Source organism: Paenibacillus sp. ALE3 (genome assembly GCF_054113405.1).
In genome coordinates, this window is record NZ_CM134214.1 from 2,868,841 (window position 1) to 2,885,471 (window position 16,631).

Annotated in this window: 12 protein-coding genes; 1 reads left to right on the forward strand and 11 read right to left on the reverse strand. The window is 46.1% G+C overall.

Features of this window, described 5'->3' with window-relative positions; all coding sequences use genetic code 11:
• Positions 1-306: 306 nt before the first annotated feature.
• The 6 genes from ACXHJ2_RS12340 to ACXHJ2_RS12365 form a co-directional block, all read right to left on the reverse strand.
• Positions 307-2,982 carry a YhgE/Pip domain-containing protein gene (locus ACXHJ2_RS12340; protein WP_165079941.1) on the reverse strand — a complete coding sequence of 892 codons (2,676 nt, stop codon included), beginning with the start codon at positions 2,980-2,982 and terminating at the stop codon, positions 307-309.
• A gap of 158 nt (positions 2,983-3,140) precedes the next feature.
• Positions 3,141-4,160 (reverse strand): hypothetical protein, encoded by a 1,020-nt coding sequence (locus tag ACXHJ2_RS12345; protein ID WP_165079942.1) that lies wholly within the window; start codon positions 4,158-4,160, stop codon positions 3,141-3,143.
• 148 nt (positions 4,161-4,308) lie between these two features.
• Positions 4,309-4,917: a DUF2062 domain-containing protein gene (locus tag ACXHJ2_RS12350; protein WP_165079943.1), complete on the reverse strand. Its 609-nt coding sequence runs from the start codon at positions 4,915-4,917 to the stop codon at positions 4,309-4,311.
• Positions 4,918-5,050: 133 nt separating this feature from the next.
• A complete protein-coding gene (locus ACXHJ2_RS12355) occupies positions 5,051-7,504 on the reverse strand; it encodes a glycogen/starch/alpha-glucan phosphorylase (RefSeq protein ID WP_165079944.1) in 2,454 nt (817 codons plus the stop codon).
• 46 nt (positions 7,505-7,550) lie between these two features.
• The gene (glgD, locus tag ACXHJ2_RS12360) at positions 7,551-8,654 is read right to left on the reverse strand and encodes a glucose-1-phosphate adenylyltransferase subunit GlgD (protein WP_165079945.1); all 1,104 of its coding nucleotides are present in this window, start codon (positions 8,652-8,654) and stop codon (positions 7,551-7,553) included.
• A 23-nt stretch (positions 8,655-8,677) separates the two neighbouring features.
• Positions 8,678-9,823, reverse strand: a complete 1,146-nt coding sequence (locus tag ACXHJ2_RS12365; RefSeq protein WP_025679046.1) for a glucose-1-phosphate adenylyltransferase — start codon at positions 9,821-9,823, stop codon at positions 8,678-8,680.
• 255 nt (positions 9,824-10,078) lie between these two features.
• Between ACXHJ2_RS12365 and ACXHJ2_RS12370 the strand changes: the two genes are divergently transcribed.
• Positions 10,079-10,216 (forward strand): hypothetical protein, encoded by a 138-nt coding sequence (locus tag ACXHJ2_RS12370; protein WP_165079946.1) that lies wholly within the window; start codon positions 10,079-10,081, stop codon positions 10,214-10,216.
• Positions 10,217-10,345: 129 nt separating this feature from the next.
• Here ACXHJ2_RS12370 and ACXHJ2_RS12375 read toward each other — a convergent pair whose 3' ends face one another.
• From ACXHJ2_RS12375 to ACXHJ2_RS12395, 5 genes are all read right to left on the reverse strand, one after another.
• Positions 10,346-11,158: a DUF3891 family protein gene (locus ACXHJ2_RS12375; RefSeq protein ID WP_165079947.1), complete on the reverse strand. Its 813-nt coding sequence runs from the start codon at positions 11,156-11,158 to the stop codon at positions 10,346-10,348.
• A gap of 130 nt (positions 11,159-11,288) precedes the next feature.
• Positions 11,289-12,089, reverse strand: a complete 801-nt coding sequence (locus tag ACXHJ2_RS12380; RefSeq protein WP_129549148.1) for a response regulator transcription factor — start codon at positions 12,087-12,089, stop codon at positions 11,289-11,291.
• The gene (locus tag ACXHJ2_RS12385) at positions 12,061-14,022 is read right to left on the reverse strand and encodes a sensor histidine kinase (RefSeq protein WP_165079948.1); all 1,962 of its coding nucleotides are present in this window, start codon (positions 14,020-14,022) and stop codon (positions 12,061-12,063) included. Before ACXHJ2_RS12385 ends, ACXHJ2_RS12380 begins: the two co-directional genes overlap by 29 nt.
• Positions 14,023-14,066: 44 nt before the next feature.
• Entirely contained in the window at positions 14,067-15,713 is a 1,647-nt protein-coding gene (locus ACXHJ2_RS12390) for a type 2 periplasmic-binding domain-containing protein (protein ID WP_165080172.1), read from the reverse strand.
• 26 nt (positions 15,714-15,739) lie between these two features.
• On the reverse strand, positions 15,740-16,627 hold the full coding sequence (locus tag ACXHJ2_RS12395) for a carbohydrate ABC transporter permease (protein ID WP_013370871.1): 888 nt from the start codon (positions 16,625-16,627) through the stop codon (positions 15,740-15,742).
• Positions 16,628-16,631 lie beyond the last annotated feature (4 nt).

Here is a 16,631-nt window from a genome sequence, read left to right on the forward strand (position 1 = left end):
GAAACACCCCAAAATGCATTTTAAAAGGTGGATAGCGCATGCAAAAAAGCCTCCGCACCATGCCGAAGCATTACATGCGGAGGCCCTCCTCATACTACCCACCGTATGTTAAAAGAAGTGACTTTACGGCGGATGTCAGCGGAGAGAAAGATTTGAATCTGGAGAAGCGGAGCGTTCGCCTTTGCCACGGGATTCTAACCTTTTCCCTAACCACTCCAAAGAATCCCGTGGCAACAGCGATCGTAAGATCAAATCCTTCGCGGAGCCGCTCACCTCAACCACCGTAACTCACTCTTTTTTCAACAATCAAGGAATCAATTTCGTTTCTTTCGCTCGCTCGGCCATTTTTTTCGTATGTTCGCTGAGCGGCTTCTTAAGCACCAATCCAAACAAGAAGCAAATTCCGATAAACACAAACAGCATCACTACATCTCGTGTTACCGTTGAAGGCAACATCCCTCCTACCGTTTCCCGCAACAGACTAACCGCATAGGTGAACGGTACGAACGGATTCAGGGTCTGAAAGAAAACTGTACTCGTCGCAATGGGAAATGTCCCCCCTGAACTGGAGAATTGGAGCACCAGCAGGATGACTGCGAGACCCTTGCCGATATTGCCGAACACTGAAACCAAGGTATAGGTCATGGCCGTAAACACCAGACTGATCAGCATAGAGGACAGTACAAATGCTACTTTGGCATCCACATATGTTCCCAGCAGAAACAAATCACCGAGAGATACACTTAGCGCCTGAAAAATACCAATTGTGGAGAAGGTCATTAGCCGTCCGAAATACACCTGGTAGCTATTATATTGACCTTCCGGGTCATCCACATCTACCCTGAACATGGAGACTAGCAGCATCGCACCTACCCAAATCGATAATGTAGTATAAAAAGGTGACATCGCAGAGCCATAGTTAGGAATCGGATATATCCGCTCCTGCTTCAGCGATACCGGGCTACCGAGGAAATCACTTTCCTTTTTCACATCTCCCTTAAGCAACGCAATCGCTCTTCCGAGTGCATTTTCACCCTTAAGCTTGCGGATCGTGTCTGCTGCCTGACGTATGGAATCCTCGGCAGCAGGAAGATCGGTTCTGACAAAATTGGCTACCTGGTGTACCGCTTTTTCAGCCTCAGGAAATTTATTTTCAATCAAGTCCGCCATCTTAATAAACTGTTGTTCCGCCTTCGGCAAATCATTACGTACAAAGTTTGCCGCCTGATGAATTTTACTTTTAACCGTTGGCAAATCGTGCTTCACGAAGTCTGCCGCTTTGTTCACAGCATTCGTAAACTCGCCCATGCGTCCCTGAATCGTCGTAGCGGCTTCATGCAGTTTTTGACGATATTGTGGCAAGTCCTGCTGGAGATGTGTTAGCTCTTGCTGCCCGAATTCGGCAGCGGCCTGTGCGTCATTCAGTAGCTTTTCAATATTCGGGAGCTGCTCTTGAGCAGTGGTCAACACATTGGCAGAATTGCGGGCAACGGATTTGATTTGATCCAGCGCCTTTTGAATGGCAGGTGCATATTCCGTATCATAATTGTCCAAAATGCTGTCAATTCCGCTACTGATTTCTCCTGCAAGGCGGTCAGCATCATCCAGCAGATTTTGGGCTGGTTTCTCACCGCGCTGAATAGCATCCCCGATGCTAGTAACCGTGCTATTCAATCGGCGAAAGCGATCCTCTACCCCGCTTATCCGGGAAATAAGTGAATCCAGTGGCTGGCTAGGCAAATACCCATTCACACGGTTCAGCAATTGAGAAATATGATCCAACACACCTACAGCAGTCGTGAGCCTGCCGCTAATCCGATTCGCTGCAGCTTGTGCTGCTTTGGGATCAAAATCCACACCACGAATGATACCTGTAATCTGTGAAACTTCATTCGCAATTTGTTGCACCAGCTGTAAATCTTCTTTAACTACGGTTCCGATCGAATCAAGCGCACCCTCGTTTTTATCCAGAAAGTCAAGTATACCAGTTGTAAAATCCTTGCCTGTATCGGCTATTTTTTGTACTTCCGGCAGTGCTGTCCGGGCAGCATTAATGACCTTAAGGGCCGTTTGCGTGTCCTCCAAGGCGGTGGTCAGTGCGCTTTCTACCTTGCTGAAGTTCTGATCCAGTTCAACAATTCGATCACCGGCTTTTTGAATATCGGGCAGTCTTTTTTGGATATCCAAAATGACTGCACCCACCTTGTCCAGCTCAGGCAGGTTTTTGTCAATTTTAAGGACCAGGTCGCCTGCGCGATTGATTTCAGGTATTTTTTCCTTCAATGCAATGATTTTTTGTCCTTGAGCCTTAATTTTCGGTAAATTCTGCTCCAGCTCCAATGCCTGCTTACCCAACCGATCAATATCAGGCAATCGATTATTTAGCTCCAGCACCCGATTTTCAATGTTGCGAATTGTCGGAAGCTCCTCTTCCAGCTTTACTCCGGCTTCCTTTAATTTCGTCAAAACCGCCTGGCTAGCCGTTTCAATAAAGTTTTGACTAATTTGGTTAGTCAGAGAGGTTGCACCTGAAGATGTAATTTTCGGAGCGACCGCGTTGATTTTTTCATTCACAGCATAATCAATCTCCGGCTTTTGCGGATTTTCTGTAAGCACACTCGTAATTTTCTCTGAAAAATCCTTTGGGATCAGCAGACTGGCATAATAATCACCGTTCAGTACACCTTTTCGTGCTTCCGCTTCATTGACAAAAGTCCAACCCAGCTTCTTGTTATTATGAAGGTTATGTATAACCTCGTCGCCGATATTAATCTTTTTACCATTCACCTCAGCACCCTGATCTTGACTCGTTACTGCAATTTTAATTCCAGATGTATTCGAATATGGGTCCCACATTGCTTTCAAATTCACCCATGCGTAGACGGAAGGCAAAAGAATGATGCCAATGACTAATAAAGTCCCGGTCGATACTTTGAATACATTTTTCCAGTCTGTTAAGTAGATTTGCCATATCTTCCGCAACTTCACCACTCCTCATATGTACATTAACCTTTCGTCCAGTGTTGTATGCACACGTATTGTATACGATTTGAGCAGATGAAGCGAATGTTATAAAAATGATTGCTAAAAAGCGTACGGCTCTTTTACAGATCATACGCTTTTTATGAAATCCTGTTCACTTAATTCCGAATTCCATTTGCGGGTATAGCTTCCAGTGAGTAGAATACGCCCTTTTTATTGATTTTTCCCACAACGGTAGCTGCACCTTTTTTCAAGAATGTATATTCGTTTTTCTTTATTTGCACGGTATATCCCTTCAGATTAACTCCAAAAAGAGATTGTACTTTCGACTTGGCAGCTGAAAGCGCCTGATTTTTACTGAGCTTGGGCTTAGCAAATGCTCTGGCAAAATCCTTATCTCCGTCCCAGTCCATACCATGCTCATTTTTTACAGCCCATACTTTACCGGTTTTGATGCCAATCTGTACACTGTTTGTGTCGTTCTCATCCCTGAAGTGCCAGACGGTATCGTTGTTCTCCTGCTGACGAAGCGTATATTCAAACGGTTTGGTTGTAATGCCCAGTGTTTTTAGCGAACGGTTCGCTTTGTTGATCAGGGCAGCTCTAACGTCTTTGAGTGAATACAAAAAACTGGCCGTTATTTTATTTCCTTGATCAAGGTGAATATACAGGCTTTGGTTTTGCCCCCATAGCACCCAGTAATTTTTGAATCCTCCTTCGTCAATCGGGGAATATACACGCCAGAGGGCCTCCGTTTTGAAAACTTTATCGGTATCGAATGTTTTCAGAAATGATGCAACTTTGCTGCGCAAATTAGGGGCCATCACCTTATCCATATCAGCGGCATTATAAATGATGCTGGTGGACTGCACGATTCCTTTCTTGGAATCATAATCTTGGCTAAAATCTGCATTTGCTGTCCCTTTCAAGGTACCGTAAACCGTCCAGGCGTCAGAAGCATTGTCCGCACTTGTAAACTCTATCGTTTGTTTCCCTGCCAATGTGTTCAGGACATCCGTTAGACGCTTAGTGACGGCAGGGTCCAGGTTAACAGAAGTTTGTGCATTTGGAGCTGTGGTTGCGGCAGTAGCGGGTTGCTGTGCCATTGCAACTGGAGCCGTTCCCAACAGGATTGAGAGTGCTGCGACTGTAGCTGTGATAGAATTCAATTTGTTCATTTCGTCGATTCCTCCTGTGTCTATAAATACTCATAGGATACAAGTACACATAATCCTTAGACGTGACACAAAAGTAAAAAGTTGCTTAATCCAAAAAGAAGCTCCTCAAGCCTAAAAGATAGGCTCAAAGAGCTTCTTATGCACTACATCATCCATTTTTCAGCAATCTGGCAGGCGAAAATCCTGCGCCATGGCGCAACTTCCGCTTTTCCAACCGTTTGTGCAGCGAACGGTTATACAAAACCTGAATAACAAAATACGAAATTATGCCCAGCACGATACCGAAAATGGACATGCCGATCAGGATGTGGAGTCCTCCGTGCAGTAAGTCTCTGAATACAGACCAGTTGCCGTGAAAAAGCTCCATAAAAGAATGCTCGTGAAGTCGACCGCCCCTGACATGTACCGGATAATGTGACGGATAGATCCAAGCTCCCAGTTGCTTGGCGAAGGGCATCAGTACAATCGGCAAAAAGGTCAGCTTACCTACAACGTTACCCACGATGGCCGCAGGCAGCGAACCCCCAGACAGCCGAACAATTGGATAAAACACGAGGTATACTAGAGAGGCCGTGGAAATTACGATCATCTCCAGCCCAAAGCCAATGGCGAAGCCCAAAGAGATCTTTTTAACTCCACCAGGGGCGCGCAACAGCTTGATAAAATTCAGACGAATCGCCCGCCATATATTTTGAAACACATTGTATTTCTTCTTTGATTTATGAGGTTTGAGCCTTTTCGGATTGAACTTTATCAATAGGAGGACTCCTTCAACAGTACGTATTCAAGTTCAGGAATGAGGTCGAACAACTCCCATCCTTACTTAGTCTATACTGTCATTATAACCCTCAGCGTTCGAAAAGCAATGCTATTCTGCCTGTTTCGCTATTTTAGTACACAATTCGCTTATTGACATCGGTCGATAAAGGTACAAGGTCCCAAATCTCAGTCGCGTATTGCTGGATTGTACAATCACTGGAGAATTTTCCGGAATGAGCGATATTTACAATAGCACGTCGTGTCCACTCCGAGGGATTGCGATACACCTGCTCAATATGAGCCTGCGCATCTACATAAGCTGCAAAGTCTTTAAGCACAAAGTATTCATCATTATGATCAATCAGGGATTGATAAATGGCCTCAAATTCCCGTTCATGCCGCGTAAAAGGAGCATCGTTCACCAGTTGATCCAGCACTTCACGCAATCTTTCGTCACTGTTGGCTGTTTTGCGTGCTGAATACTGTCCATTCCGATAATAGTCCTCAATCTGATCGACCTTCAATCCAAAAATGAACATGTTGGCATCGCCTACCATTTCATGCATTTCAACATTAGCTCCGTCCAATGTACCCAGAGTCAGTGCGCCGTTCATCATAAATTTCATGTTGCCTGTACCTGATGCTTCCTTGCCTGCTGTAGAAATCTGTTCACTGACATCCGCCGCAGGAATAATCAGCTCCGCCAACGAGACCGAATAATTTTCAAGGAAAACGACTTTCAGCTTGTCCTTGACATCTACATCCCGGTTGATGGTGTCCGCCACATTGTTAATGAGCTTAATCGTCTGTTTGGCGAGAAAATAACCGGGGGCTGCTTTCGCACCAAAAATGAATGTGCGTGGCGTCGCATCCAGTGCAGGATTAGTTTTGAGCTGGTTGTATAGATGCATCACATGCAAAATATTGAGCAGTTGTCGCTTATATCCGTGCAACCGTTTGACCTGCACATCAAAAATGGAGAATGTATCCAGTCGTACACCCTGTTTTGCAAACACATGCTCAGCAAGCCTGATCTTATTATTTTGCTTAATCGTCTGAATTCGTTTTTGGAACGCCTCATCCACACTATAACGAAGCAGGTCGATGAGCTCACCTGGATGGGTTCTCCAGCGTACACCGAGCGTCTCATCATACAAGCTTGCCAGCTCCGGGTTGGCGTGCATCAGCCAACGGCGATGGGCAATCCCATTTGTTTTATTATTAAACCGGTCAGGATACAGTTCATGAAATGATTTCATCTCTCGTTCCTTCAAAATTTTCGTATGCAATGCAGCCACTCCGTTAACGCTATAACTGCCGACGATAGCCAAATGAGCCATGCGAATTTGTTCATTATGAATGATCGCCATTTCACCAATTTTGATATCCTGACCCGGATAACGCTCTAATAGCATAGCGCAATAACGTTTGTTCATTTCTTCAATGATCAAGTAAATCCGAGGCAGCAGTTCCCGCACCATGTTGACGGGCCATTGTTCCAGCGCCTCACTTAATATCGTATGATTCGTATATGAAACGGTCCGTGTCGTAATATCCCATGCTTCGTCCCACCCCAAGCCTTTCATATCCATCAAAATACGCATCAGTTCCGGTATAACCAGCGTCGGATGGGTATCGTTAATGTGCAGTGCTATTTTATCGGGCAACTGGCTGTAAGGTAAACGAAGCTTCTCAAACGTGCGCAAAATACTCTGTAATCCAGCCGAGCAGAGGAAATACTGCTGCTTCAAGCGAAGCAGCTTGCCCTCATAATTGGAATCATCCGGATAGAGAAAGGCCGAGATGGATTCTACTGATCGATTGTAGTCGAGAAAGCGGTAATAACCGCCCTCTCCTCGAATCGGTCCCCGCACGGGATCAAGTGCCGATTCAGCACTCCAAATCCGCAGCGTGTTTACCTGCGCATGACCATAGCCGACCAGCGGAATATCATAAGGGACAGCCCAGATTGTTTCGGCATCTCGTGTCTCGAACACAAGACGTCCATCTTGTTCACGGGTTTCCACGTGTCCCCAAAAATGAACCTCGACCTTTTTGTCAGGACGGCGTTCCTCCCATACATTCCCTTTCTGTAGCCAGTAATCCGGTAGTTCGACCTGATTTCCGTCCACAATACGCTGCTCAAACAGACCATATTTATATCGAATTCCGCAGCCATGTCCTGCATAGCCAAGGGATGCTAATGAGTCCATGAAACAAGCCGCCAGACGGCCAAGACCACCATTGCCTAGCCCAGCATCCGCTTCCTGTGCTTCAATTTCCTCCAGATCCCAGCCCAATTCCCCTAATGCCTGTCGAACCATATCCAATACGCCCAAATTCAGCAGATTATTGCCCAATAGACGACCTATTAAAAATTCCAGTGAAAAATAATAAACCTGCTTCTCTTGTCCTTCTTTGTAGGCTTGGTTTGTTTCGGCCCAATTCTTGCCGACTTGTTCACGAATCATGCCACCCAAAACCTTATATACGTCTTCCGACTGAGCCTCCTGCATCGGTTTACCCAGCCTTCCGACCAGTTGCTCTCGAAAAGCCTGCTTAAATGCTTCTTTATTGCTGAACAAAGTTGTACCTCCTGTTAATTCCGTTTTTATGGCTAAGTATGATCTATTAAATCACGATATTCTTGGCAATCACATAGGGAACTCTAATGTCGCCAATCAGAGTTCGATCCGGTGAAAGCTGCACGTCCTTATCCAAAACCACATTCTGCACAACTGCCCCTTTACGGATGACGCATTTTTGCATAATAATCGAGTTGCTTACCCGCGCGCCCTCCTCTACCCGCACGCCACGAAAAAGAATGCTGTTCTCGACCTTTCCCCCAATGGTGCAGCCATTGGCAACAAGGGAATGATCCACCTCGGCGCTGTACGTATAACGAGTCGGGGCTTCATACTTGATTTTGGTATGCACCGGCTGATTCCGGAAAAGAGCTTGATATTGCTCCTGATCCAGCAGTTTCATGCTATTTTTATAGTAGCTTTCAATGGAATTAATAACTGCATGATAACCATCATAGCGATACGCGTAGATGCGCAGGCCACTTGGATTTTTCTGAATCGCATCGCGAAAGAAATGACTATCCTGATGAGCAATGCAATGCTTTACCTGATCCAGATACAAGCTTTTGTCCATCACAAACATTTCTAGATAAATATTATGATGATCCTGCTCCTGATGAATACCGGTCACTCGTCCGCTCTCATCAATCTCCAGCCGTACACACGGTGCATGCTCCGTTTCGAGCTGGTGTATGGGTTTGTATACGAGGGTGACATCCGCGTTCTTCTCCAGATGATATCGGTATACATCCTCTATATCAACCTTGTTGATATGCTGAGTTCCTGCATGAACAATGGTTTGCCCCGATGAGCGATGGAAAAAGTCCAGATTGTTGTGCACATGCTGCAAATCCCCACGTGATGTGTCCGTCGGATCGTTCCAGTCCGGTGGCAAAATAAACAACCCGCCTCTTCTGCGGTCTAAATCCCATGGCCGACCTTCACCCAAATGATCCAGCAGCGAACGGTATTTGCGGCGGATAAACAGTGCAATATCATGCACCCCTGCATGCATCATATTGGATAAGGTAAAATCAATGAGCCGATATCGACTAGCAAAGGGTACTGCAGCCCCGCACCGGAAATAAGTCAACTCCTTCAATTGATCCAATTCGTGATCCAGGTTGATCACTCCAATGAGTCGGCTCATAGCGGACACCGTCCTTATCCGAGTTATATTCGTGCATGAAGCTGGCTTTCCTGATCGAACAAAATAATCTCATCCAGACTATCTTCAGGTCCAATGACTGCGTTGTCTTCAATAACCATGTTCTCATTCACAATAGCCCGGTGAATACGTACATTGCGTCCGATTTTTACATTCGGCATGATGACAGAATCGGTAATAACGCTCCCTTCACCGACTTCAACCCCGTAAAACAGTACGGAGTGCCTTACTTCTCCATCCACCATGCAGCCTTCATTTACGATGCTGTTTTTCAGGATCGCCCGTTGGGTTATATACTGGGCAGGCTGATTGGGGCTGCGGGTATAGATGCGCCAGAACGGGTCATTCAGATCTAGCGGCGGGTCCTGAACCAGAAGATCCATATTAGATTCCCACAAGCTCTGAATTGTGCCTACATCCTTCCAATACCCAGCAAACGGGTACGCATACAGCGACCGGCCATGCTGAAGCAATAGCGGAATGATGTCTTTGCCAAAATCATGTGAAGATTCAGAATCACTTGCGCTTTCCAGTAAGTAGTGACGCAACACATCCCATTTGAATAAATAAATACCCATAGAGGCCAATGTGCTTTTCGGCTGTTCAGGCTTCTCCTCAAAGTCGTATATTCTCAGGTCCTCATCGGCGTTCAGTATCCCAAATCGTTGGGCCTCTTGAATGGGGACATTGATGACCGAAATGGTGCAATCAGCTCCCTTTTCCTTGTGGTAGTCGAGCATTCGACTATAGTCCATTTTATAAATGTGATCCCCTGACAAAATGAGCACATGCTCCGGGTCATACTGGTCCAAGAAATGCAGGTTCCGATAAATCGCATCCGCCGTACCTCGGTACCAGTTGTTTCCATTTTCTTTCTCGTGTGGTGGTAAAACGAAAACTCCTCCATCCAGGCGGTCCAAATCCCAATCGCTGCCTACGCCTATATAGGAATGAAGCACCAACGGTTCATATTGGGTCAACACCCCAACGGTGTCTATTCCTGAATGAGAACAGTTACTGAGAGGAAAATCAATAATACGGTAAGTTCCTCCAAAAAACACTGCCGGTTTGGCTAATGTGCGGGTCAGTCCTTTGAGTCTTTTGCCTTGTCCGCCGGCGAGCAGCATGGCAACCACTTCCTTCTTTCTCATAACAAAGACCTCCCTGTCATGTGCGTCTGAAGCCATTGTGGCAGGATATTTGATAATATCCATTAAACGTGAAAAGACAGTCGTAATCGTTTCATTACCAAGGGAACGGGTAAGATGTGATGGAAAGGGTAAATCATAGTTATGCGGAACAAGTGCAAGGAATCACTAAATCGTAAAATCCCGTTCATCATTTCACATTTTGGATGCTTTTTAGGCATTAGCGTATGACAACATGATCATAAGGAGGCGTTATTGATGAAGAATAAAAAATGGGTAGTAGCAGCATTGGGAGTGGGTGTAACGTATCTGATGAAAAATAAAGGAGCACGCGATAAGGTATTGAATAAGGTACAGACGATGGTCAACCGTGCAAAAACATCTGCAAAATCGTAATCGTTAAATTTTAAAGCAAGAAACACGCGAGCCTCTCTGAATAATTGTTCAGGGAGGCTCTGCTTTGACGCTGCTCTGCAACCACGAACAACGCACAACACATCGGTTCGAGGCTGAATGATTAGACGGTCAAGCATTCTCCTTCTGTTCTTCTACTTCCATGATATGTTCAATGGTAAAGGTTCGATGCGTGCATTCGGAGGAACGGTACGCTTCTAGAAGACCCGAGGTACGAATGTTCTCTTTACTCACCTTCTTGAAGGTATGAGTAATCTCTACATTGCCCTTGAAAGGAAAAAAGGACAAACCTACCGTCTGATCCGATAACCACTCAGCCCGAACCCGTTCGCTTTCATGACGAACAGCCGGGAAGCTCAACCCTTCAGCAAACCATTCATAATCTGCTGTAGGGGTACCCGGCTCTCGGCTGCATAAAAACAGACTTAATTCGTCGCAAAACAACATTCTCCGTACATCCGTCCGCACTTGATGTTCGAAGGTTACGCCGCATGTCAGCTCCTGTCTGAGCCTCTGGCGACGCTGTTCCTCTGCCTCTTGATAAGCATGCGTAATCTGCTTGTCCTGAGCTTTTTCATGCTCGGTCCGTCCGACGAGCTCCTTGTACATCAAGCTGCACAGCAACGCCGCATACGCATTCTCTTGCTCGACTTCATCAATCCCGAGACGATAAAAAACAAAACGCGGACTAAGCGGAAAATCGATAAACGTATAAGGTGCTGACACATAATCATTCCAGAAAGGAGCAGCGTCCAGCCCAATCCACCCCCGGTCATGCTCCCTCACTGCATATATAAAATCCTGTTTATGGCGTCTATTCTTAAAGGCACTGTCTTCCCACTGTGAAGCCAACTCACCTGAAATACGGGCATGGTCATGTTGCGTCGTCATGATATAAGCTTGATCCGTTTCATAAATAACCATATCCTATCCCCTTCCGTTAGGCGTCTATCTGATATGTGTACAAACTATCGAAGGCCATGGTTATGTTTACCTTCATTCATTATATCAGGATAAGGGTAAAAAGGCAGTGAAGTTTTCTCCATCCTCACTTTCAATTACCCCCTAGATTCTTCAATCGAAACTGCTGCGGAGACATCCCTTCCAGTTCACGGAACACCTTGTTAAAATGCTTGGCATTGTCAAAGCCCACAGTAGCCGCAATTTCATAAATCTTGCCCTCTTGACGCCCCAGCAGCTTTTTGGCTTCTGCAATGCGCAGCCTTTTTAAATATTGAACAAAGCTAAGACCTGTATAGGCTTTGAATGCCTGACTAAAATACGTATAATTCAAGGATACTGAATTGGATACTACCGCCATGTTCAAATCCTCGCTGAAATGAGCATGGATGTACTGGATTGCTCGCGTCATGCTGCCGCTTCTATCAGCAATCGCACTAGCAACGTCCGTTCTGCCAGGCTGTCTATCTATCTCCCCGCTATCATCACGATCATTTAATAAAGAGTTCCGTTGCTGCAATTCTTCATTCAAAACTGCTAGCGCACCGAACAGCTCCTCCCTCACGATCGGCTTCAGCAAATACTCCCGTGCTCCGCAGCGAATCGCTTCGCGCGCATATTGGAACTCGTCATATCCACTGAGAATGATCACCAAAGGTCTGTCTCTTGGCTTTAGCTTGCGAATATGCTGCATCAGCATAATTCCATCCATAACCGGCATACGGATATCCGTTATCACCAACTCGGGTGAAAACTCCATTACATGCTGCCAGGCTTCCTTTCCGTCCTTAACCAGCACGCATTCATAGAGACCGGAATATTCCCGTTCGATCATGGCTTGAAGCCCCATTCGAATGTTCTTTTCGTCATCCGCAATCAACAGCTTGGTCGTCATGGTCCTCCCCCCTCGTGATATGACGTCTAGGCAAAATCAGGGTTATTGTCGTCGATTGGCCGGGAATGCTGTCCAGTTTAATGCCATAACCTACGCCATACTGCATACTCAAACGGCGATGCACATTATACAAGCCGATCCCTCCATGCATTCCGGGCTCGTAGGAATCCATATCCGAATGCATCAGACCAGCCATAATGGCATTCTTTCTTTCTTCAGATATCCCCACTCCGTTATCCTGTATACGCAATTCAACGATATCCTGCTTGGAGTAGGCTTCAATGGTGATGAGGAATGGTCTTCGCAATGTACTCCAACCATGCTTTATTGCATTTTCGACTATAGGCTGCAGCGACATTTTCAGCATTTCCAGTTCCATAAACATCGACGACAGACGAATGTCCAGCCCAATTTGGTTGTCATGGCGAATGTTCATAATGGCCACATAATGCTGAATATGACGAATTTCATCGCGCAACGCAACACACGGCCGGGACCATTGAAGATTATAGCGCATCATCGAACCCAGGGAAGTGAGAGCATCTGACAGCGGATATTGTCGTTCCATCTCCGCCATCATTTTTAAATTTTCCAATGTATTATATAGAAAATGGGAATCAATCTGATGCTTGAGTCCTTGCAATTCTGCCTCCTGAGCAGCGGCCTGCTTCTGTACAGCCTCAGCAATGAGCACGTTAATCCGACTTAGCAAACTGCGAAAATATAGAGCTAGCTCCGCGACTTCTCCCCGCCCATATACCGGGATTGTAAGCTGGAAGTCGCCCTCCTGCTGTACTCTTTTCATAGATTCACGCAGTGTATGCAGCTGCTTGAGAATAAGAGCGTGCAAGGTATAAGAAATGACGGACATTAACAATATCAATATACAAATAATGAGTAGCATGGCATTGCGTTTGTGACGGAGGTCACTCAGCGGACCGTCCAGCGCCACTATATTTAGCAGATAGGCATCCAGTCCTTCTATATAACGGTACAAACCAAGATAAGGCTTATTCCCATAGGTAAAGTCAAAAGCACCACCCTGTCCCTGAATGCGGGACTGTAACAGATGGTGCACATGGGACAGAGGGATCGGAATGGGATCAGGTTGAAAGGAAGCTGTAGCTATATCGGTAGAAGACACTAATTTTCCACCGTTTGAGATGGAATCCCCGCCGTTCAGAATGAACATTTGCCATGCATAATCACGTGGTGGGTTACCGAATACTCTAGGCGAAAAGAGCTCCAGTCTCATGTTGGTTTCCACCAAACCTGCATGTCTTCCTCCGCTTGCCTGAATTTCACGCAGCAATGCCATATACTGTACCGCTTCACTTTCCTGCCCTGCTTGCCCCTGCAATAAGCTCTTAGGTCCCTTGTATATATCCCACCATATTCTTCCTTGCTGATGTTGAGCTGTTGTCAGCCAGGAAGTTTTAGGCAGGCGTGATTCATTGAAAATCATGGGCCATATTTCATGGGCCTGGGGATTATTTGTATACAGCCGGATATTCTCTACGTTGGGATTGCTGTAGAGCAAGTGCTGTAAATTGGGAAACACATTTAAGTTAAATTGAACCAGTTCATCGCTGCTTATTTCACGTTCCTCGGTTAGATAATGAAGCACGTTGCGATCTGAAATCGCAAGCTGTGCGGTCCGCTCCATAATTTCCATATTGCCGTGAATCTGGGCCAGCTCTGTATCCAGTACATACTGATTTTGTACGGTAATGTCGTGCATGGTGTTCTCGTACAATTGATGAAAGGTATAAAGCGAGAACACTACAACCGGGATTAAAATGACTCCGATATAAGCGACAATGAGCTTGACTTGAAGAGAGCAACCGCCTAGCTGATCGGCCGTATCCGTCAGCCACTGCCATATGTGACGGCGCAGCAGGCTCTTCATCTGTGAACGTACACGGCCTGACATGAAATCACATCCTTAGCATTCAATAAATAAATTATTGAACGAGATCATTTCGTGAACTGTTCCATTTTTTTGATGTTTTCCTCATAGGCTTTTTGCTGATAAGCCAATACCTTGTCATAGCCAGCCTTTTTGCGGTCTTCCAAAAAGCGGGCAAACAGCTGATCGAACTCCTCATCCGAGGAAGCCAGCAACAGCTTCGGTAATGCCTTGCCCCAAATTTTGTCTATCTGGCCTGACGCAATGCCTTCTGCCGAGGTTCCGGTCGGTTTGATATTTTCATATTGGGAGAAGCTGTGGGTCTTGCCTTTCGTCCAATCTTCCGGCTGCTTATACGGCTCGACGCTGGGCGGCGCCCACTGCAAACTCATATTTGTATCCATCAGCATCCAGAAGGTGGAGGAGGCGCCATACTTTTTGTCAAAAGCAGAGCGATCCTTGTTCAGCAGCTCCAGTACCTCTGGCTTGAAGGCTGGCTTACCGTTAACTGTGTCCCACAACTTTCCCTGCTCCCCCAGATACAGATCACGGTTCCCTTCCTCACTAATCAGATAAGTCAGAAATTCAATAGCCCGCTCCTTGTCTTTCACATCCTTCGAAATAAGTGTCACTGTCCATCCGGAAATGCCTGGCCCGGCCAGCGTTGGCGGCTCTAGCTTACTGTTGGAAGGTCCATCCACTGCAATGTAGACGGAGTTGGGATCTTTCGCATGCAATGTCACCTGTTGTGTAGCAAAATCAGACCGCTGATATAGCATGGCAAAATACCGTCCCTGTGCCACCTTTTCTTCCATTTGCGGACGTTTGTCGATAAATACGTCCTTGGCGATCAGGCCCTGCTCATTGGCTTGGCGGAATGTTTTGAGCCAGCGAATGTACTCTTCGTCCGAACGACGGTCATACAGTTTTCCGCCCTTCTCGTGAGGAATGGCAAGAAAATTAAGTAAATAGTCTTCAAAAGAATAATTTCCGTTATCCGTAAATTCGTGGAACCCTATCGGGATCAGCGGCTGACCGTTAACCTCCGGAAATTTATCTTTCGCCTTTTGAAGCGCTTTCAAAAATCCTTCCGGTGTTCTCATATCCGGCTTGCCAATCGCCTCGTACATATCCTTACGAACCATAAACGTTTGATTGGAGACAAAATTTTGGCCGTATTTTTGGTAATCCTGCGGTGAAGAGGACGCGTTAGGATACCCATATACATTTCCGTCTGTTTGACGATACCATGACATTTTAGCTGGGTCTGCCACTTTAATCAGATATGGATCATATTTCTCGGCCAACTTGTTAAGTGGGAGCACCATCTTGCCCTCGATCATTTTTTTGATTGCATCTTCTCCCCAACTGAGCGTGACAAAATCAGGCAGTTTGCCCGAGGCGAGCATGGTATTCAGTTTTTCATTTTCATTTCCTGCGGGTACGATAAAATTAACACTGACTCCAGTCTTTTGCGTCACATACTTCGAAGTCATATCCGTCCCCCACTTGTTCGGGAACCAGGAAAAATTCAAATACCAGTCAAACGTTATCGGCTCTGTATCCGCCTTCCAGCCCGGCGCATCTGCCGTAGCCTTTGTCTTCTCATCTTTCAATTCCGTGGCAGCGCCATTGCCACCGGACGTACATCCCACGAGCGGTCCTACCAGCAGAACAACAGCCAACAGCCCCTTTTGCCATTTACGAATGTTCATCATAAATCTCCCCCTTAGATGATGTGCTAGCCCTTAACCGAGCCGATCATTAGCCCTTTGACAAAATATTTTTGCAGGAATGGGTATACCAGCACAATCGGCAAAGTCGTTATGACCATCGTCGCCAGCTTGATCGATTGTGAAGTAACGGACTGGGCGACAATCCCGGGTGCGGCAGACATCATTTGATTAGAGCTGGATTGGGCAACAACCCGGTACAAATACGTCTGAATCGGCTGAAGATCCGTATTATTGATATAGATCATTCCTGTAAAATAATCGTTCCACTGGTACACCCCATGAAACAAGGCAATTGTCGCTACTACTGGCATGGATACAGGAAGCACAATCCGGCAAAAGATGCCGAAATCGTTGGCTCCGTCTATTTTCGCCGCTTCCTCCAGTGCATCCGGCAGTTCCCGAAAAAAAGCCATAAAAATAATAAGGTCGAAAAAGCTGAACATCGCAGGAATAATGTACACCCAAAAGCTGTCCAGTAGCCCGAGATCACGAATCAGCAAATACGTTGGAATCAAGCCCCCACCAAAAAACAGGGTAATGGTGCCGATCAGCATATACAGCTTGCGCCCGATCAGCTCTCTACGGGAATATGCATATGCAATCATGGCGGTAAAAAACACATGCACAATCGTGCCGATTAGCGTCTTGGCGACCGTTACTCCCATCGCAGTCATAATGCCGCTGTTGGCAAATACAGCCTGATAGCTGCTGAGACTAAAGAGTCTCGGCCACCAGTAAATGCCGCCTCGCATTGCGTCTGCCCCTTCGTTAAAGGAGTTCACCAGCACATACCACACGGGATATAACGTTACAAAACAAATGACCAGCATAAAAACGTTGTTAAATAAATCGAATATCGCTTCGCCTGCTGTTCTGCGTCGCAATAGCTGCATACAT